This is a genomic window from Streptomyces sp. NPDC001787, from assembly GCF_040297465.1.
GTDB lineage: Bacteria > Actinomycetota > Actinomycetes > Streptomycetales > Streptomycetaceae > Streptomyces.
Genome location: NZ_JBEOZE010000024.1, coordinates 73,245 through 91,601, shown reverse-complemented (window position 1 = coordinate 91,601; position 18,357 = coordinate 73,245). Strand labels below are relative to the sequence as shown.

Here is an 18,357-nt window from a genome sequence, read left to right as displayed (position 1 = left end):
CCTTGCGCAAAATACCGGCCAGCGCGTGTATCCGGCCCATGCAAGTATGTGCTTCGGTTGCGCCGGGATGCGCGGCCCGCCGCCGTCCGGAGAATCGGCTCCATCCGGCCCCCAGGAATCCGCCCCGCCCCCGCAGGGCGACCGCCGCCGCGCAGGGCTCGGAACGGAGGGAATCGTCATGGCCGTTTCCGCCACCCCGATGAACCTCACCCGGGCGGCCCACGTCGGGATCTCGGTGTCGGACCTGGACGCCTCGATCGCGTTCTGCCAAGCCTTCACCGGGCGCGAGCCCGTCGCCTCGGGAACCATGCGCAGCGTGCCGTTCGGCGCGTCGCAGGGCCTGTCCACCGCGGAGCTGCGCTACGCCACGATCAACCTCGACAACAGCCTCGGCGTCGACCTCGTCGAGTTCCGCAACCCGCCGGGCGAGTCGACCAGGGGTGCCGCCGGCCGTCCGGGGTCGATGCTTCTGTGCCTGCGGGTGGACGACTTCGACGCGGTGTACCGGCGGATGAAGGCGGCCGGCTACGCCTTCATCGCGGGCGAGGTGACGCCCGAGGCGGCGCTCGGCACCAAGGTCGCCTATCCGAGGTCGCCCACTTCAACGACCCGGACGGCGGCAACCTGGAGATCGTCCAGCCCGAGGGTGGATTCGCCGGCTGAGGTGCCCGACCGGCGCGGGCGGGACCCGGGTCGAGAGGATCCCCGGCCCACCCGCGTTCACGTGTCCGCCGCTGTCACCCATAATCGGCGACAGACGATTGCCCGCATTTGCATGTAGCCAGCGTCTGCAAGTATTGTCGGGGCGCGTAAGGCGTAAAAGCAATCGTATGAAGGGCAGCACACCATGCCTCTCGCGCTCCTAGCCCTGGCCATCGGGGCCTTCGGGATCGGTACGACCGAGTTCGTGATCATGGGCCTGCTGCCCGAGATCGCCGGCGACTACGGGGTGTCCATCCCCTCCGGCGGACTCCTGGTCACCGGTTACGCGATCGGCGTCGTCATCGGCGCCCCGCTGATGACGGTGCTCGGCACCCGGATCGGCCGCAAGACGATGCTCATGATCCTCATGGGCCTGTTCGTGGCGGGGAATCTGCTGTCCGCTGTGGCACCGACCATGGGCGTGATGCTCGTCGGCCGCATCGTGGCCTCCCTCGCCCACGGCGCGTTCTTCGGTATCGGCTCGGTGGTCGCCGCCGACCTCGTGGCCCCCGACAAGAAGGCCGGCGCCATCGCCACGATGTTCACCGGCCTCACCGTCGCCAACATCGTCGGCGTTCCCCTGGGAACCTTCATCGGCCAGGCCGTCGGCTGGCGCGTCACCTTCGCGGTCGTCGCCGCGCTCGGCGTGGTCGGACTGCTCGGCATCGCCAAGCTCGTCCCCGCCCTGCCCCGCCCCGAGGGCGCCCACCTGCGCCGCGAGCTCACGGCGTTCCGCAACCCCCAGGTCCTGCTCGCCATGGCGATGACCGTCCTCGGCTTCGGCGGTGTCTTCGCGGCGATCACCTACATCGCGCCGATGATGACCCACGTCGCCGGCTACTCGGACGGCGCCGTCACCTGGCTGCTGGTCCTGTTCGGCGTCGGGATGTTCCTCGGCAACCTGCTCGGCGGCAAGTTCGCCGACCGGAAGCTGATGCCGATGCTCTACGCCTCCCTCGGCGGACTCGCCGTCGTCCTGGCCCTGTTCACCCTCACCGCACACAACAAGATCCTCGCAGCTGTCTCCATCCTGCTCGTCGGGGCGCTCGGCTTCGCCACCGTCCCGCCGCTGCAGAAGCGGGTCCTCGACCAGGCGCACGGCGCGCCCACCCTGGCCTCCGCCGTCAACATCGGCGCCTTCAACCTCGGCAACGCCCTCGCCGCCTGGCTCGGCGGCCAGGTGATCGCGGCCGGCCTCGGCTACACCGCTCCGAACTGGGTCGGCGCGCTGCTCGCCGGAGCCGCGCTTCTGCTGGCCGTCCGGTCCGCCGTCCTGGAGCGCCGCACCCCCGTACGGGAGGGTGCCGTCATCGCTGCCCCCGTCCCCGTCGACCACTGACCGTCCCCCTCCCCGTTCCTTCCAGGAGAAGCGCCACCATGACTGCCACCCTCACCCCGCTGACCACCGCCGACGCCGAGACCCTCGTCGCCGCCGCCCGCCGCGCCGCTCGGACGGCCGGGGCCGCGGTCAGCGTCACCGTCCTGGACGCGGGTGGCCATCTGCTCGCCTTCCTCCGCGACGACAGCGCCGTACTGATCTCCGGGGAGACCAGCACCCGCAAGGCGTACACCGCCCTCCAGTTGGGCGCCCCCACCGCCGACCTGGTCGACCTCGTCAAGCCGGACGGACCGTTCCACACCCTGGCCACCGCACTCGACCGGCCGCTCCTGTTCATCGCCGGTGGCGTCCCGATCCACCGCGACGGCAAGCTCGTCGGCGCCATCGGCCTCGGTGGCGGCGCCCCCGAGCAGGACCACTCCTTCGCCACCGCCGCGCTGGCAGAACTCGCCCCATGACCCGCACGCCGCAGGAGGTCTTCGCCGATCACGGGCGGCGCCTGGGCACCGGCGACCTCGACCACATCGCCGGGAACCGCACCGAGGACGCTGTCCTCATCACCCCCGAGGGCGCGTACCACGGCCGCGACGGGGGCCGGTGGATCACCGGCCGCCTCCCGGCCGATCTCCCGGACGCCGACTGCCAGCTGGAGCCGCAGTTCGCGGGCGGGGTGCTGTTCCTCCAGCGGACCGCCGTCACCGCCACTCACCAGGTCACCGACGGCACCGACACCTTCGCCTTCCGCGACGGACTCATCAGCGCCCAGACCGTCCGCTGCACCCTCACCGACCTTCCCCGCTGAAAGGAAGCACACACCATGGACACCCCCACCGTCCCCACCGTGAAACTCAACAACGGCGTCGAGATTCCCCAGCTCGGCTTCGGCGTCTTCCAGGTCCCCGACGACGAGACGACCGCCGCCGTCACCACCGCCCTCGAAGCCGGCTACCGGAGCATCGACACCGCCGCGATCTACGGCAATGAGACCGGCGTCGGCCGGGCCCTGGCCGCCTCCGGCCTGCCGCGCGAGGACCTGTTCGTCACCACCAAGCTGTGGAACGCCGACCAGGGCTACGACGCCACCCTCCGAGCCTTCGACGCCAGCCTCGCCAAGCTCGGCCTCGACTACCTCGACCTCTACCTGATCCACTGGCCCACCCCGGCCCGCGACCTCTACCCGGACTCCTGGCGCGCCGTCGGGCGCCTCGTCTCCGAGGGCCGCATCCGCGCCGCAGGCGTCTCCAACTTCCAGCCCGCCCACCTCCAGCGCCTGCTGGACGACAGCCGGCTGGTGCCCGCCGTGAACCAGGTCGAGCTGCACCCCGGCCTCCAGCAGGCCGAGCTGCGCGCCTTCCACACCGAGCACGGCATCGCCACCGAGGCGTGGAGCCCGCTCGCCCAGGGCGCCGTCCTGGACGACCCGGCGATCACCGCGATCGCCGCCCGCACCGGCAAGTCCGCCGCTCAGGTGGTCCTGCGCTGGCACCTCCAGCTCGGCAACATCGTCATTCCGAAGTCCGTCACCCCGGCGCGCATCCGCCAGAACCTGGACGTCTTCGACTTCCAGCTGACCGACGGGGACATGGCCGCCATCGCCGCCACCGACCGCGGCCTGCGTACCGGCCCGCACCCCGACCAGCTCAACTGACCGACCCCGCCCCCCCGGAAGCCCGCTGCGGGCCGGCCCTTCCCGGCCGACCCGCAGCGGGCTTCGCCCGTTCCCCCCGCTCTGAGGGGATCCACCCATGGCACCCCGTCACTCCGCCCTCGCGCGCCTCGCCCCCCGGCGAGGGCCGGCTCACCCTCGGCCTGGAACTCCCCTCGACAACGACTGGGGCCCTCCCGGCAGGCCACCGACCGTACGGCCGGCCGCCCCCAGGGTGTCCCGGACGTCGCCGACCACGCGCGCCTCGCCGACCGGCTCGGCCTCGACGGCGGCGACCGTCCCGTCGAGTTGCCGCGTTTCCCTGCATCCGTCGCACAGGCTTGAATTATCCCGCGTCTGCAATTATTGTTAAAGCATGCAAGGCGCGCTCGCATTTATTGGGTGGCCCTTGCGTCCCCCACTCTCCGTTTCGAAAAGGCACCACCATGTCCCTCAAGGAAATCCTTCCCGGCCGACTCGGCTTCGGCACTGCCCCGCTCGGCAACATGTTCCGCGCGATACCCGACCAGGAGGCCGCCGCCACCGTCGAGGCCGCCTGGGACCAGGGCGTCCGCTACTACGACACCGCCCCCTTCTACGGCTCCGGCCTCGCCGAGCAGCGCCTCGGCGAGGTCCTCTCCGCCAAGCCCCGTGACGAGTACGTGCTCTCCACCAAGGTCGGCCGGGTCATCCTCGACGAGTTGGAGGAAGGTTCCCGCGACCTCGGTGAGAAGGGTGGCCTGTTCGAGCACGGCAATCCCCACAAGATGCTCCACGTGTGGACCGCCGAGGCCACCGAACGCTCCATCGAGGACAGCCTCGAGCGGCTCGGCACCGACCGGCTCGACATCGTCTGGGTCCACGACATCGCCCAGGACTTCCACGGCGACCAGTGGCTGGCCAAGTTCGAGGAGGCCCGCACCGGCGCCTTCCGAGTCCTGTCCCGCCTGCGCGACGAGGGCGTCATCAAGGCATGGGGCCTCGGCGTCAACAAGACCGAACCGATCGAGCTCACCCTGTCCCTCGACGAGCCCCGCCCGGACGGATTCCTCCTCGCCGGCCGCTACACCCTCCTCGACCACGAGCACGCGCTCCAGCGCCTGCTGCCCATGGCACAGGAGCAGGGCGTCGGCATGGTCGTCGGCGGCCCCTACAGCTCCGGCGTCCTCGCCGGCGGCACCCACTTCGAGTACCAGGAAGCCCCTGCGTACATCATCGAGCGCGTCATCCGGCTCAAGGACCTGGCCGCGAAGCACGGCGTGAGCATCAAGGCCGCCGCCCTGCAGTTCTCCCTCGCCCACCCGGTCACCGACGCGGTCGTCGCCGGCGCCACCAAGCCCAGCCGCATCGCCGAGGACCGGGCGGCGCTCAACGAGACCGTCCCCGCCGCGTTCTGGCACGACCTGCGTACCGCCGACCTCGTCAGCCCGGCCGCCCCGCTGCCGTACGGCGCCTGAACCACCCCCCCACCCGTCAGGAAATCCGATCATGGCCTCCACCTCCGTCAGCCGCATCGTCCCCGCCTCCCCGGACAAGGTGTGGAACCTCATCGGCGGCTTCGACTCCCTCCCCGACCGGCTCCCGTGCATTCCCGAGAGCACCGCCCTCGCAGGCGGCCGCGTCCGCCGCCTGCGCAACCCCGAGGGCGGCATCATCACCGAGCGCCTCGTCGCCTTCAACGAGACCGAGCGCCACTACAGTTACGCCATCCTGGAAGCCCCGTTCCCCGTCAGCGGCTACGTCTCCACGATCCGCGTCCACACCGTCCCCGGCCAGGAGAACGCCGCCGAGGTCCAGTGGTCCGGCCGCTTCAACCCCGACGGCGCCACCGAGGACGAGGCCGTGGCACTCTTCACCACCATCTACCGCGACGGCCTCGGCGCCCTCCACACCACCCTCGCCGCCTGAGAGCACTGCTTCCTGCAAGCCCGGGTACGCCCCCGCACACCCGGGCTGCCGGCTCGTTCCGGGCCTCGGAGGGGCCCGTGTCCAGTGGCCAGGGGCAGGACGGTGAGGGAGGCGCGGGCCAGGGCGCGCAGAGTTCTCGTGATCATGCTGCTTCGTTATCGCCGGCCTGTGCGCCCGTGATGGCGAACCGGCGCAGCGTCACCTGGGGAGTGGCAAGGCATACCACCGGACCACCGGTGCTCATCCGCGTACTGTCCGATCAACTGCCGCAGGCGCCGGGCCAGTGGCCGCGGTCCCGTCCTCATGCCACGAGCTGATCACCGAGAGGGGCGCGCAGGTACAGGACGCGGTGTCCGTGCCGTGCCCGGGTGACAAGTCCGGTCCGGTGCAGGATGCCGAGGTGCTGGTTCACTGCTCCCTGGCTGAGCGCCAGTCGGAGGGCCAGGTCGGTGGTGCTCCAGGGCTCGGTGAGAAGTGTCAGGATGCGGGCACGGGTAGCGCCGAGGAGGTCTGCCAGGGCTTGGGGCGGAGAGGGCGCTTCGGTGTGCCAGACCGTGGCCCGGCCTCGCGCCGGGTAGAGGATCCTCGGAGGCAGCGCCGCATTGACGAGGGTGCTGGTGTGGTGACTGAACAGGGACGGGGTGAGGGTCACTCCGCGTCCGTCCACCGCTTCATCACGTGGCTCGTCGCGCAGAGTGTCCACACTGAGCGTGCCGGTCTCCCAGCAGAGCCCCGGGTCGATGTCCGGGAAGAGGGCCGCCGCGCCCCCATCGGTCAGGCGGCGGGCCCTGTGGAGGACGTCGGCCCGCAGAACGGCGTGCATCCGCGGCCAATGCGGTGCGATCACGAGAGCCCAGTAGGCGTGGAGGGCGTCGGCGATCCGCGCGAGGAGCTGCCGAGGTGCGTCGTACACCTGTTGGAGATTCGGGTCCAGCTCTCCGCCGCTGGCGGCCTGGAGCAGTTCGGGCACCATGCGATCGGTCGGCGTCGCCCGCAGTGCGGCGAACTCGTCATCGATGTCAGGGGTGGACGTTGTCGGATGTGGGGTGACGAAGTCGGGAATCCGTCGGCGGGAGCCGACCAGTGCCTGCAGCAGGGGCCAGTCGAGCTGTCTCAGCAGCGGGGCGGACCGGCGGAGAAAGGGCTGGTGTTCGGCATGACGTGCCGGGTTGTGCCACGCCCACAGGCTCAGGACGGTCTCGGTGAGGGGTGAATACGCGAACCGGACCGAGGCCAGGTCGTCGACATCGAGCCGGAGCAGCAACATTTGGCCCACACTAAATCTTTCGCTCGGTGGGTGAACAGCCTGATGTGATCAGGCGCATGAATGCTTCTGCTGCCGGGGAACGTCCGGCAACGGTGACGTACGACGGCATCGGTGCCGGCCACCAGCAGGTCCGCAAGCCTGCCCCGCGCCTGATCGCACTGATCCGCAAGGCAATGGCTGGGGCTCGCACCGTAGTCAACGACGGTTCGGGCACCCGATTTTACGAGCTGAACCGGAAGTTCGTGGAATACCGCCAGCGCCTGCTCCCAGCGGGGAGCGGCGAGAGTCTGCGGGGGATCGGCGGATGACCGGGGTGGTCACGGGCTGCTGGTACGAGCAGCACGAACTCGGTGGCGGAGTCGTCCGGATCACCGAACCGCATGTCGACAAGCTGCTGCGGGCCAACGTGTGGTGGCTGCGTGGAACCGACCGCGACATCGTCGTGGACGCGGGTCTGGGCGTGGCCTCCCTGCGCGCGGAGATTCCGCAGCTGTTCGAGCGGGATCCGCTGGTGATCCTCACGCATGCCCATCTGGACCATGTCGGAGGAGCGGGTGAGTTCCGCGAACAAGCCGCCCACGCTGCCGCCGCCGACGTGCTCGCGCGTGGTGTACCGGCGAGCCTGTACACCACCGAGCTCTACAACAGGATCGGCATCGTCCCGGCGGAGGAATACCTGCCGGACCTGCTGATCGACTCTCTTCCCCGCCCTGGATACAACCCGCGCGCCTACAGCGTGGCTCCGCTGACGGTGACCCGCCGTCTTCACGACGGGGACGTCATCGACCTGGGTGGCCGGACACTGACGGTCATCCACCTGCCTGGCCACACACCCGGATGCATCGCCCTCCACGAGGAGCGCACCGGCGCGCTCTACACAGGGGATGTGGTCTACGACGGCCACCTCATCGATGACTTCCCTGAATCGGACCGCTCCGCCTACCGGCACAGCATGGAGCACCTCGCGGACCTGGACCTGTCGGTCGTCCACCCGGGCCACGGCCGCAGCTTCGACCGGAGCCGCCTGCTCGAACTGACACAGAGCTATCTGCGACAGGAACCGCGCCCGTAGATCCTCTGGGCAACCGTGCCTCGGAGAACTCTGACCCCGGCGAGCGCCGGCCGTCGGCCACACGAGAGCAACGAGCTGTCCTCGGATCGCCGGTCCGCAAGTCCGGCCAAGGAGGATACACAGGTGAGGTCACGGGCACGGAGAGGCCGCCGCCCGAACCGGCCTCCCGCTCGTGGCCCATGCCCACGGAGGCGGTTTCGTGGGCACAGCGGTGCAGTGCGACTGGACCGAACAGCCGCCTCGCCGTGGTGCTGTCCGCGCTCGTCGTCTTGGTCGAGCACCGCCTCCTCGACCCCGGAAAGCCCGCTCGCGAGCGCCGCCGACGATGGCAGCCGCCATCGTCGGCCGTCAGACGCTCGGGTTCGCGGTCGGCCGCACATCGCCGTTCGGCCGCCTGAACGAACTTGATGGCCACATCTGCCTCGTGGGGCTCTTCCACGCGGCGAGCCTACGGGCGGCGCGCCACCGTGCGGACGGGTATGCCCATGGATCCGCCCGGAGGCGGGGCTCACCCCCGACGAAGGGCAGGTCGCCGCTGCCGTTCGACCGATGGGCGCCGGTGCCTCGGACTCCTAGCGTCGCTCGGGTGGAGGAGATGCGGCCCACCCGCGTCGGTGGGCGCGCCGCAGCACCTTCCGCGTTCCGTACTCCGCGTTCCGTACTCCGCGTTCCGTACTCCGCGTTCTGTATTCCGTATTCCGTATTCCGCGACCGACAGCGAGGGAACTCCGTGATCACCCTCCGAGGACTCACGAGACGCTATGGCGACACCCTTGCCGTGGACGGGCTGACGCTCGACATCGAGCCCGGCCGCGTGACCGGCTTCCTCGGTCCCAACGGGGCCGGGAAGTCCACCACGATGCGCATGATCCTGGGCCTGGACCATCCCACCCGAGGGCGGGCCCTGATCGCAGGCCGGCCCTACGCGGCCCTGCGAAGGCCGCTGTGCGCGGTCGGCGCGATGCTGGACGCCCGAGGCGTCCGCCGCTCCGGGTCGCGGCCGACGCGGGAACGCCGACGCCGCGACCGGAGACGCCGTCCGCCCCCTGCGGGCCGCAGGCAGGATCTGCTCGCCCGGCCCCGTGGTCACCTTCCGTACCGTCGAGGTGGAACTGAACCGAAACGATCCAGGATCGGCGAAGAACACTACCGACCGGCAGGTCGAGCTACATCGAGTGAGAGGACGAGAGCTACGTGGATGTGTATGAAGCCGTGGACGGCCGCCGGGCCGTGCGGGCGTTCAGCGATGCGCCGGTGCCCCAAGAGGTTCTCGAACGAGTGCTGACCGCAGCAACGCGGGCCCCGTCGAGTGGCAACCTCCAGCCGTGGCATGTCTATGTCGTGGCCGGCGAGCCCCTGGCCGAACTGAAGAGGCGCGCGACGGCCAGGGCACTGACGAACGACCCGGGCGACGAGCGGGAGTATCCGATGTACCCGGCCGGACTGACCGCACCGTATACGGACCGATTCGCCTCCGCGGCGGCTCAGCGGTACGAAGCGTTGGGCATCGAGCGCGACGACCCCGACCGGCCCATGAAGATCGCCGCCTTGAACTCGGACGCGTTCGGGGCGCCGGTCGTGCTGTTCTGCTACCTCGACCGGACGATGGGCCCCGGGCAGTGGGCGGACGCGGGGATGTACGTGCAGACGGTCATGCTGTTGCTGAGGGCGGAAGGGTTGCACAGCTGCCCCCAGGTGATGTGGACCATGTACCGCAGGACCGTCAGCCAGATGGTCGGAGCCGATGACAGGCTCGTGCTGTTCTGCGGTGTCTCGGTGGGATTCGAGAAGGAAGGCGCGCCACGGCTGCGCACCGGGCGGGCAGGCATGACGGAAACAGTGAGCTTCATCGGCGTGTGACCATCAGTCGGTCAAGATCCGCAGGATCAGCAGACGTGACTGTCACCATGTCCTCGTACTCGCCGACCAAGCCCAATCGCAGGTCGGCCCTATCAGGGTCCGGAGCAATGAACACACCCCTTGCCCTCAGTGCCTTCGACTCACTACGCCTCGACGCCGTGCCCGACGAGGAGACGCTGCGCCGGGCCTACGCACTTCCCAGCGACGCGGCCGTTCGCAAGCAGATGACCGAACTCACCGAACAGACAAAGCGGTTGATCAGCTGCTCATCATTGGTCCTGATCGCCAGCGCGGACGCCGAGGGCAACTGTGACGTCTCCCCGCGCGGCGGCCCCGCCGGGTTCGTCGCCGTTCTGGACGCACGGACGGTGGCGATACCCGACGCGACCGGGAACAAGCGCCTGGACACCCTGCAGAACGTCATCGCCACCGGGCGGGCCGGGCTGCTGTTCGTCATCCCGGGGCGCACCACGACGCTCAGGGTGAACGGCCGGGCCTGCGTCTCCACCCGCCCGGATCTGCTGTCGGAGCTGACCGCCGTGGGCAAGCCGCCGGCCAGTGCGCTGGTACTGGGGATCGAGGAGGTCTACCCGCACTGTCCCAAATCGCTCCTCCGCAGCGGGGCCTGGAAGCCGGAGCAGTGGCTGCCGGCGGGCGCCCAGCCGGCCTCGGCCGAGGTGACCCTTGCCCAGCTGCGGATGCCGGAGCTGACGATCGCCGACATCGAGCAGGCGGAGGCGGATTCGCTGAAGTACCGGTACGAGTAGCCGGCGGACCGGCGATCGCGGAACCACCGGCCCCCCTGCCCGCCCCGCCCGTACCGCGTCGCGGGGCGGCGGCCTTCGCTTCGCCGGGACAGACATCCGCGATCCCCCTTCAGGCCGGGCGGGTGGGCGACCGGGGCCGGGTGCCCCGTGCGGAGCACCGGAACGGCAATGGGGTCCGGCCGCGAACCGGCCGACGGAGGCGACCTCAGCGGCCGGCCGCCAGACCGAGGACGATGCCGAGGATCATGTCCTCCTGGCCGCCGACGGACGTCGACTCCGTATTGCTGCGAGGCGGTCTCGGCGTGCCGCAGGAAGCTGGAGTTGACACCGGCGTGAGCGTCTCGCGGTCGACTCGGACAGGGCGGTCCTGGAGAGGGCGGACGATGTCGTCTGCCGCGTCCGGCAACTTGAAGAGGTCGCAGTTGTGCTGGAGGCCCGACAGGTTCGCGACGGCGATGAAGGCTTCGATGGGGCGGTTGCCCGCGCCCGCCCCGTGTCCGGCGAGCGAGGCGTCGACGCGGTAGAAGCCGTTCTCGACCGCGACCACGGAGTTGGCGACGGAGAGCGCGAGGTTCTCGTGGGCGTGGATGCCGATCTCGGTCGCCGCTTCGAGGACGTCGCGGCAGGCGCAGACCCGGGCGACGACGTCGTTCATCGTCAGCCGGCCGCCGGAGTCGGTGACGTAGACGCACTGGGCGCCGTACCTGCCCGGCGTCCCCTCCTCAGCCGTCCTGAAACTCCTGCGCCGCCGCGCCGACGAACTCCACCAGGCCGGCGGACGGCTCATCCTCGCCGGAGTCCGACCCGCACTCGCCGACACCACCGACCTCACCGACCACCTCGGCCCCGACAGCGCCGTGCCCGCCTACGACACTCTCCTCGGCGCCCTCGATACCGCCGTCACCACCGCCCGGGACTGGATCAGGGCCGCACCGAAACCGTGAGGACGAGCCCTCCCGGGACAGCGACTGCTGCGACCCTCGTCGCTGCCACGGGGCAGGTGTGATGACGTACCCGTCCCGCCCGGCCGCCCCCGCCACGCCTCGGCCCCGTCCGGATCGCGCAGTGGCCGAAGACCATCAGGCATCTCCGGCAGGAGGAACGAGTACCGGCCGAGCATCTCCGTACGGCCTGTACGAGCCGGACATGAACAGCCGCCTCGATCCGGATCTGTCCATCCGGACGACGGTGCCCGGCCCGCGCGCCGGCAGGGGGGAAGTCACCGGATTCCCGGCGTCACTGATGGGGGTGCCAGGGGAACCAGCAGGACGCGGGGCTCGGTTGGAACACTGTTGGAACCTCTCCTGATCTCCTGCGCGCGTCCTGGGCTCTTCGTGCGCAATGGCCCGGCAGGGAGCTGTGCGGATGCCCGCGCAGTGCGCCGGGCATCGGTACCTCTCTGTGTTCGCTGCCCTGCGAGTCAATGCGCACGCCATGGCGTCCCCTCAGCGCATCGTCGTAGGTCGGGCTCGGGGTCTACCAGGGTGGGCGGGTGTCGCGGAGTGCTGCCGGGGTCTGGTCGGGCAGGGCTGTGTCCTGGTCGGTGCGCAGCAGCATGCCCGGGTCGGGTTCGAAGTCCTCGTTGGGCGGTGCCGGCTCGTGGAAGCGTTCGGTGCGCGGGATGGTGACTTCCACCAGCCGACCCTCCTGGAACATCCACAGCCCGAAGCAGTCGTCGTCCTGGTCGCGAAGCAGCACTTGCACCGTGTGCGGATGCGGCCACGGCAGCGACTCCAGGTGCTTGAGCAGGCCCTTGCGGGCGTGCATCTTCTCGAACTCCAGGGCCCACCCGAACTCGTAGCCCCAGTGTCCCGCGATCGGGACGAAGCGGCCTCGCCAAGTGCGTTCCGGGTCGTCCTGGCTCAGCGGTTCCATGACCTCGTCCGACCAACGGGCAAGCACAATGACCTCGGCATCTCTACTCATGACGGAGTATCACCGCATCCGCACGATCTTCCGCAACCGAAATCCTCGTCGGCCGACGCAGACTGCAGTGGGCCGAGCGAGTCGAAACACTCCGGGTTCGCGGTGCACGGCCTGGACGCGGAGCTCGCCGAGGTGGTCCATGTGTGCCGCGGCCCGGGAGGCAGTTACGGGTGCACTCTTCTGGACTGAGAAAGGGATCACGTGGGCGGCTGGCGCTCATTAGAATCGCTCGCATCTCTGATCTCTCACATGGCTTTATTCACCATTAGTGGTTCTGGCTCAGCTTTCGTGCCGAGTGACGCTCCGTTATGGCTGGACGTAGAAGAGAGCGATGGAAGCGGGTGGCGGGGCAAGCACTGCGCGAAGGCTGGTGAGTATGGCTCGCCACTGCTTCCAGTCCTCTGGGGTGACCCAGTTTGAGGCCAGCCCGTCCTCGTCGCTGGCGATGCGGGCGAGGGCTTCGTCGGCGAGTGCCCGAAGGTCGGAAGGGAACACGGGCATAGGTGTTTCCGGGCCGTAGGACATGTCGACGGGTTCGCCTCCCGGACATTGCGCCGCGACGAGTGCAGCGGCAGCCACCGCCTCTTTTGCTTCCGTGAGATAGCCGGTGGCGTCGATTGTCCGGATGAGGACGCCGCGGATCAGGGCTTCGCGCGCCTCGGGCTCGGCGTCGTCGAGAGCGTTGGCGAAGTCCGCTGCTGTGTCGTTGTCAAAGGGACCGGCATCCCAGATGCCCATGCTGATCTCCCTTGCGTGAGGTCGCCCGGATCCTCGCATCAGGGACTGACAACATGACCACGGGGCGAGCAGGACCCGTTTGCGCAGGAGGTCGAAGCCTGCACGGTCGAACAACTGGCGCTTGAGCATCTTGATCCGATTGACGTGGCCTTCGACGACTCCGGAGTTCCAGGGCAGCGTCAGGCCGGCGATGACCGCGTCGCGGTCTCGGTCGATTCCTGCCGCGAGAGTGTGGAGGCTGGGCAGGTCGTCCTGGCGGACAGCGTCGAGCCACTGCGGGAGTCGTTCCCCCTGGCGCTCGGTGAGCATGTGGGCGAAGGACCGGACGTGACCGGTCAGGGCATCGAGTTCGGGACAGTTGGCCAGGACGGCCTTGAGCCGGAGCTGTTCGATCTCGGTCAGCGTCTCGGGTCGGCTGAGGATCCATCTCGGCACCACGCGGGGTGCCGGCGGTTGTGCGGTCGCCGGCCGTGGCGAGGTGCGCTTCTCTCGCAGGTAGGCGCTGACCCGGCCGTAGCTGCCTCGATAGCCCAAGGGAACGATTTCCTCCCAGAGCTTCCAGGCGTTGGTGCAGCCCTCGTCCCAACGTTCGTCCAGGTAGGGCTTGTACTCGTCGAGGACGGAGGTCCTGTTGTGCTGCCACTGACCGCGAAAGAGGTCTTCAGGCTTCGCAGCGTCGGCGAGGCTCTTGACGGTGCGGTGGGTCATCCGGAGCTGACGCCCGATGGAACGGCGGCTGTGGCCGGCTTCCAGCAGCGCATGGACCGTGGCGTGCCTGGCTCGGACGCGATTGGCGAACCGCTCGCTCCGCCATGGCGAGCCCGCCTTCTCCTCGGGCGGCGCCGGTGGTTCGGCCTTCGCCTCACGATCGGGGACCAGAACGCGAAGGGACTGGCGGTGGCGGGCGACCGCCCGCTCAGCGGCTTCCCCGAGGCTGTGCCACAAGTGCCAGCGGTCGGCGACCTGCGTCGCCTGGGGTGCCCCGGCAGTGGCGCCTTCCGCAAAGAACAGCGAGCGGTCCCGGCAGACGACCTCGATCCCTGGCCGCCGGGCGAGCCAGGCGGCCAGGCTCGATGCTTCTCGATCAGGCAGGAGATCGATCGGCCGGCGGGTTTCGGCGTCCACCAGGACAGTGCCGTAGTGGCGGCCCTTGCGGGTGGCGTATTCGTCGACGCCGACCACCCGCGGCGTCGGCACCTCCGGCTCGGGCAGCGCCTTGACCAGGCGCAGGACCGTACTCCGGCTGTTGGACATGCCGAGTACGGCAGCCAGGCGGGCGCCGGCTCGACCAGCCAGGGCGAGGCCGACTGCGGTCAGAGTGGAACGCAGCCGCTCGGTGCGCTGGACATGCCCGCGGGTGAGGCCGGATATCTGCTCCACGAACGTCTGACGTGGGCACTTGGTGTTCCCGCACCGGAACCGCCGGACCCGCAGCTGGAGTACGACGCTTCGTCCGGCACTCGGGACGTCAGCGAGAAACCGCAGGTAGGAGCTGTGAACTCGGGTCGAGCAGACTCCTCATCCCGAGCAAGCGGCGCCGGCCGTGGTGCACTGTGCGTCAAGGCGCACCTTCTCGACATCTACGTCCACCGACAGCACCGCGATGCCCGCGATCGCCGGGAACAACAGCTTCTTCAGCCGGAGTACAACGTCTTCCACGGCCCGAACTGTCAGCCTGGCGGCACTGACCACCATCCATTTTCGGGCGACTTCGTATGCCGTCCGGAGACGCTCAGTCGTCACTCACCGTGGCCACTGCACGAAAGCTGAGCCAGAACCCCTTGAAGTGAACGAAGCTAAACAGGCCGACCAGCACGTCGGAGGGGGCCGGTCGCGGGATGTTGGTCAGATCGCCCACGGGCAGGTGGCGATCGAGGTCGCGGAAGACCAGCCGTTCGCGCTTGAGCGCCCGGAACAAGCTGCACAGAGCGGTGGCTCGCCGGCGGCGGACAGTTCCCTCCATGCCGTCCAGCATGTCCTGGGTGTGGTCTGCGGTGACTTCCCGAAGCGTTGTCATGCCAGCCCCCGCAGGGGCACCAGGGGTCGTCACGGGTGGCCGGGCCCGGTGGACAACAAGTAACTGGTCGACGGTGTGCGCGGGGATCCACGCGGGGTCCAGGATGGAGGGCACGGGATCCCATGTCCGTACCGGGGCTTGCGCCGTTCCGTCCCGGCTCTGTGCAGGCGGGCGGTTCCCTCCCTGGCCAGGTCGAGGAACATGTCGCTCTGATCGGTGAGCGGCGGAGGAGTCACCTCCCGCCGCATGGCGCGCCACAGGGTCCGGACCGTGTGAGTGGAGGCGTGAATCGCCGCAGTGGCCATCGGATCCAGCTCGCGCCCACCGCGCCGCCGCAGGGTATCCAGCCGCGCCACCACTGCCAGCAGTTCCCTGTACGTCCGCTCATACCCCTGTCTCCAGCCATCCACCACGCGTTCCCGGCGGTCGAACAGACTCCGCGCGGCCCCGTGAACTTCACCTTCGCCCCCGGCAGGACCACGGACTCCGAACGACGCCGCCCCCCGATCCCTGAATCCCCCAACCCCTACCGGAATACTGGGGGTCGGGGGCGGTCCACGCGCAGCCGACTTCACGTAGTCGATGTCGGTCAGCTCGACCGGAGACCGGCCGCTCCTGCCGCCGGAGACCGGCCGCTCCTGCCGCGTCCGGCAACAGCGAGGTCTCTTCTACCGGGTGTGGCGTGTGCCCTTGTCGGGTGAAGGTACGGCCGGTGTGCGGGCGCGGCCGCATGGGCCGGGGCCGCCCGACTGTCGGTCGGGGCAGCGGCCGGGGACATGGTGGGGGTGGTGGAACGGGAGCGTGCGGCGGCCGGCGAGGCGCGGGGCGTCGTGGGCAGCGGCCGGTCCGCGGGGGTGGTCCCGCGTTCCAGGAGGCCACTTCCGGTGTCAGAACGGGGCGAGGTGGCCGGCCAGTGGCATGTCCGCCGCCTCCCAAGCGCTGCATCCGGGCAGCGACCGGTCCGGCCGGTGTGTGGCTCTCCAACACCAAGAGCCGACGCGACCGGCCTACCCAGGAGCAGCGCGAGGCTTTGGCCGAACAGGGTGTCGAGTGGGCGTGCCCGGCCCGTGCCCGGTCGTTGAACCGGCAGGGCAGACGTCACGTCCTGTTGCACAGAGGCCCCGGGCGCCCACTTCAGTTCACGAGGCCGTTGCAACACCCCGTCCGTAAGCAGGGGCATATCCCCTCATCTCCTGGAAGCGGCTGCCGGTGATCTACCGCGCACTGTCCGGCGGAATGATGAGGGATGCCTCGGGTCCGGCGAAGCGGGCGGCGTCGGCGTCGGTCGCCGCTGTGCGAAGGGTGACGACGTTGCCCAGGTGCCGGGAGAGCCGCGCGGCCATGCGCTCTGCCTGCTCGCTCCAGTTCTCGGGGGCTGTGGAGGGTGGGACGACGATCAGCTCCAGTACGTCGGCGGGGTGGGTGGCAGTGCCGTCGGCGACGGGACCGGCGATGGCGAGCCGGGCCGGGGCGGGGGAGAGGTCCGCAGCGGCACGTTCGCGGACTTCCTCCACCACGCGCTGCCGCAAGTCGGCCAAGCCGTCCAGTGCCTTCCACACGACGTGCTCTGCGACCGGCCGCACATCCTCGCCACGCCCACGTGGCTCGATCAGACCCAGGAGACCGAGACGGAAGAGCGTGGCCTCCACTTGGGTGGCTGCGACGGACGCGTCACGGGCCAGGTCCGTCGGCGACAGCGGTGCCTCGGCGTTCGTCGCCCGGTGGGCGGTCAGCGCGGTGACGATACGGCCCGAGGCACCGGGGAACAGCGCCGGGATCGGTGTACGGAAGTTCACTTCTTCGCCTCCTGCGGTTGCGCGGGGAGGGTGTCCATGAAGGAGCTGACGGAGAAGACGGCGTTCCCGGGGCCGGCCGGACCGTATCCGGGTGGCGAGTTCAGCCCGAACTCCTGCATCGTCGCCCGGTACGCCTCAAGGAGCCGGACGTGGTATTCCAGCGGTGCTCCGTGCGGGTTGGCCTTGCCCAGAGGGGTCGTGGGCTCCGGGCACCAGGTGGTGAAGCGCGGCGTGATGCCGTGCGACATGAAGAACCGCAGGCCCTCGACGGTGGAGTCGATGGCCTCGCCGACATCGGTGAAACCGAAGGGCTCGGCCATCTCGACCCCCGCGACGAAGTTCGGGATCACGTTGCGCGGCCCGAAGATCTCGGCGGAGTCCAGGATGCGCCGGTGCCATTCGTCGCGGCCGACGTGCCGTTCCTTGCCGGGGCAGTACAGCTCGAACAGGCGGCGGTCCCACACCTCGTAGTTGGGGTGGTAGATCCGTATCCCGTGGTGGTGGAAGCGCCGAACGGCGTCCTTGGGCAGGGCCTGGGCGACGACCTTGCCGATCCAGCGGCCGGGGAACCGCTCCTCGATCGCCTTGGCGTACTGCCCGTAGAAGTCGGCTTCGTCCAGCCCCCCGACCCGTGAGGTGATCGCCCCGCCGGTCAGCGTGTAGGCGGTTGAAGTGCCGGCGACATCGAGCCGGTCGATGATCTCCAGTGCCTCCAGTACCTCCTCGACGGGCTTGACACCGGTGTAGGGGCGGCCCGCAGCCTTGTGCTGGTGCCAGTTGTGGTTGATGTCGCAGTACTGGCACTCCTGCTTGGCGCCGAAGTACTGGCAGACGCGGAACACCGTCAAATAGATCAGATAACCCCACTGGATGGTCGGGGCGACCTCCATCACCGACTTCCCGCTCGCCAGGGTGTGCCGGTAGTAGTCCGGCATCGGCGGCAGACCGACATCGGCGATCCGTTCCCCGTCCAGATACAGACCCAGCCTCCCCTCAGCTCCGGGTGCCACCCGATAGGGCGAGGCAGGGTTCACCCGAACCGACACCACCGTGCGGCGCAGCCCGTAGGGCCCGCCAGTCAGCACGATCTCCTCCGGCGGGCGGCGCAGCGCGGCCTGACCCAGCTCGGGCAGGGTGCCGTGGTCGAAGGAGAAGATGAAGTACGACTTCGGTTTGACGTCCCCGTCGTGGTTGTCACTCAGTGCGGCGGCATCGAAGGCAATGCCGCCGCGCAGCAGGTCCTCCTTGATCACCGCTTCCCGAGGCAGGTCCGGGAAGCGATCCATGAGACCTTCGACCAAGGCGGCACGGCGGGGCATA

General features: G+C 69.5%; 18 protein-coding genes and 2 pseudogenes. 12 read left to right on the top strand and 8 right to left on the bottom strand.

All coding sequences use genetic code 11. The annotated features are described in order from the left end of the window. Positions 1-178 precede the first annotated feature (178 nt). From ABT170_RS28365 to ABT170_RS28335, 7 genes are all read left to right on the top strand, one after another. Entirely contained in the window at positions 179-781 is a 603-nt protein-coding gene (locus ABT170_RS28365; RefSeq protein ID WP_351872069.1) for a VOC family protein, read from the top strand. Positions 782-847: 66 nt separating this feature from the next. Next, on the top strand, positions 848-2,041 hold the full coding sequence (locus ABT170_RS28360; RefSeq protein ID WP_351872066.1) for an MFS transporter: 1,194 nt from the start codon (positions 848-850) through the stop codon (positions 2,039-2,041). Between the two features lie 38 nt (positions 2,042-2,079). Next, complete coding sequence (locus tag ABT170_RS28355) at positions 2,080-2,499, top strand: GlcG/HbpS family heme-binding protein (protein ID WP_351872063.1); 420 nt, start codon at positions 2,080-2,082, stop codon at positions 2,497-2,499. After that, positions 2,496-2,843 (top strand): nuclear transport factor 2 family protein, encoded by a 348-nt coding sequence (locus ABT170_RS28350; RefSeq protein WP_351872060.1) that lies wholly within the window; start codon positions 2,496-2,498, stop codon positions 2,841-2,843. Before ABT170_RS28355 ends, ABT170_RS28350 begins: the two co-directional genes overlap by 4 nt. 15 nt (positions 2,844-2,858) lie before the next feature. Next, positions 2,859-3,689: an aldo/keto reductase gene (locus ABT170_RS28345; protein ID WP_329940914.1), complete on the top strand. Its 831-nt coding sequence runs from the start codon at positions 2,859-2,861 to the stop codon at positions 3,687-3,689. Positions 3,690-4,132: 443 nt separating this feature from the next. Next, positions 4,133-5,143, top strand: a complete 1,011-nt coding sequence (locus tag ABT170_RS28340) for an aldo/keto reductase (RefSeq protein ID WP_351872057.1) — start codon at positions 4,133-4,135, stop codon at positions 5,141-5,143. Positions 5,144-5,174: 31 nt separating this feature from the next. Continuing rightward, positions 5,175-5,594, top strand: coding sequence for an SRPBCC family protein (locus tag ABT170_RS28335; protein WP_351872054.1), 420 nt, complete (start codon positions 5,175-5,177; stop codon positions 5,592-5,594). 301 nt (positions 5,595-5,895) lie between these two features. On the opposite strand, the gene ABT170_RS28330 is transcribed toward ABT170_RS28335, so the two are convergent. Further along, entirely contained in the window at positions 5,896-6,861 is a 966-nt protein-coding gene (locus ABT170_RS28330; protein WP_329940911.1) for an ArsR/SmtB family transcription factor, read from the bottom strand. 26 nt (positions 6,862-6,887) lie between these two features. On the opposite strand from ABT170_RS28330, the gene ABT170_RS28325 reads away from it, so the two are divergent. From ABT170_RS28325 to ABT170_RS28305, 5 genes and pseudogenes are all read left to right on the top strand, one after another. Next, positions 6,888-7,169: a hypothetical protein gene (locus ABT170_RS28325; RefSeq protein WP_351872051.1), complete on the top strand. Its 282-nt coding sequence runs from the start codon at positions 6,888-6,890 to the stop codon at positions 7,167-7,169. Further along, entirely contained in the window at positions 7,166-7,933 is a 768-nt protein-coding gene (locus ABT170_RS28320; protein WP_351872048.1) for an MBL fold metallo-hydrolase, read from the top strand. The genes ABT170_RS28325 and ABT170_RS28320 overlap by 4 nt, the downstream gene beginning before the upstream one ends. Positions 7,934-8,663: 730 nt before the next feature. Next, a pseudogene (locus tag ABT170_RS28315) lies at positions 8,664-8,927 on the top strand (ATP-binding cassette domain-containing protein); the annotation flags it as partial. A gap of 200 nt (positions 8,928-9,127) precedes the next feature. Next, positions 9,128-9,793, top strand: coding sequence for a nitroreductase (locus ABT170_RS28310; RefSeq protein WP_329941365.1), 666 nt, complete (start codon positions 9,128-9,130; stop codon positions 9,791-9,793). A gap of 107 nt (positions 9,794-9,900) precedes the next feature. Beyond that, the gene (locus tag ABT170_RS28305; protein WP_351872045.1) at positions 9,901-10,560 is read left to right on the top strand and encodes an MSMEG_1061 family FMN-dependent PPOX-type flavoprotein; all 660 of its coding nucleotides are present in this window, start codon (positions 9,901-9,903) and stop codon (positions 10,558-10,560) included. Positions 10,561-10,765: 205 nt separating this feature from the next. Here ABT170_RS28305 and ABT170_RS28300 read toward each other — a convergent pair. The 7 genes and pseudogenes from ABT170_RS28300 to ABT170_RS28270 form a co-directional block, all read right to left on the bottom strand. Beyond that, positions 10,766-11,263: pseudogene (locus ABT170_RS28300) on the bottom strand (hydroxymethylglutaryl-CoA lyase-like TIM-barrel protein); the annotation flags it as partial. 773 nt (positions 11,264-12,036) lie between these two features. Continuing rightward, complete coding sequence (locus ABT170_RS28295) at positions 12,037-12,486, bottom strand: hypothetical protein (RefSeq protein WP_351872042.1); 450 nt, start codon at positions 12,484-12,486, stop codon at positions 12,037-12,039. A gap of 306 nt (positions 12,487-12,792) precedes the next feature. Beyond that, positions 12,793-14,709 (bottom strand): ISL3 family transposase, encoded by a 1,917-nt coding sequence (locus ABT170_RS28290; RefSeq protein WP_351872188.1) that lies wholly within the window; start codon positions 14,707-14,709, stop codon positions 12,793-12,795. 33 nt (positions 14,710-14,742) lie between these two features. Beyond that, positions 14,743-14,883, bottom strand: coding sequence for a hypothetical protein (locus ABT170_RS28285; protein ID WP_351872039.1), 141 nt, complete (start codon positions 14,881-14,883; stop codon positions 14,743-14,745). A 73-nt stretch (positions 14,884-14,956) separates the two neighbouring features. After that, complete coding sequence (locus ABT170_RS28280; RefSeq protein ID WP_351872036.1) at positions 14,957-15,241, bottom strand: hypothetical protein; 285 nt, start codon at positions 15,239-15,241, stop codon at positions 14,957-14,959. Between the two features lie 1,214 nt (positions 15,242-16,455). Then, the gene (locus ABT170_RS28275) at positions 16,456-17,037 is read right to left on the bottom strand and encodes a hypothetical protein (protein WP_329941367.1); all 582 of its coding nucleotides are present in this window, start codon (positions 17,035-17,037) and stop codon (positions 16,456-16,458) included. Next, positions 17,034-18,356 (bottom strand): radical SAM protein, encoded by a 1,323-nt coding sequence (locus ABT170_RS28270; RefSeq protein ID WP_351872032.1) that lies wholly within the window; start codon positions 18,354-18,356, stop codon positions 17,034-17,036. Before ABT170_RS28270 ends, ABT170_RS28275 begins: the two co-directional genes overlap by 4 nt. Position 18,357: the final 1 nt, after the last annotated feature.

Excerpts from the sequence above, each read along its gene's own strand:
- ABT170_RS28360 (WP_351872066.1), top strand. The coding sequence starts at position 848 with ATGCCTCTCGCGCTCCTAGCCCTGGCCATCGGGGCCTTCGGGATCGGT.
- ABT170_RS28320 (WP_351872048.1), top strand. The coding sequence starts at position 7,166 with ATGACCGGGGTGGTCACGGGCTGCTGGTACGAGCAGCACGAACTCGGT.
- ABT170_RS28270 (WP_351872032.1), bottom strand. The coding sequence starts at position 18,356 with ATGCCCCGCCGTGCCGCCTTGGTCGAAGGTCTCATGGATCGCTTCCCG.
- ABT170_RS28305 (WP_351872045.1), top strand. The coding sequence starts at position 9,901 with ATGAACACACCCCTTGCCCTCAGTGCCTTCGACTCACTACGCCTCGAC.
- ABT170_RS28330 (WP_329940911.1), bottom strand. The coding sequence starts at position 6,861 with ATGTTGCTGCTCCGGCTCGATGTCGACGACCTGGCCTCGGTCCGGTTC.
- ABT170_RS28355 (WP_351872063.1), top strand. The coding sequence starts at position 2,080 with ATGACTGCCACCCTCACCCCGCTGACCACCGCCGACGCCGAGACCCTC.
- ABT170_RS28335 (WP_351872054.1), top strand. The coding sequence starts at position 5,175 with ATGGCCTCCACCTCCGTCAGCCGCATCGTCCCCGCCTCCCCGGACAAG.
- ABT170_RS28280 (WP_351872036.1), bottom strand. The coding sequence starts at position 15,241 with ATGACAACGCTTCGGGAAGTCACCGCAGACCACACCCAGGACATGCTG.
- ABT170_RS28340 (WP_351872057.1), top strand. The coding sequence starts at position 4,133 with ATGTCCCTCAAGGAAATCCTTCCCGGCCGACTCGGCTTCGGCACTGCC.
- ABT170_RS28345 (WP_329940914.1), top strand. The coding sequence starts at position 2,859 with ATGGACACCCCCACCGTCCCCACCGTGAAACTCAACAACGGCGTCGAG.
- ABT170_RS28365 (WP_351872069.1), top strand. The coding sequence starts at position 179 with ATGGCCGTTTCCGCCACCCCGATGAACCTCACCCGGGCGGCCCACGTC.
- ABT170_RS28350 (WP_351872060.1), top strand. The coding sequence starts at position 2,496 with ATGACCCGCACGCCGCAGGAGGTCTTCGCCGATCACGGGCGGCGCCTG.
- ABT170_RS28295 (WP_351872042.1), bottom strand. The coding sequence starts at position 12,486 with ATGAGTAGAGATGCCGAGGTCATTGTGCTTGCCCGTTGGTCGGACGAG.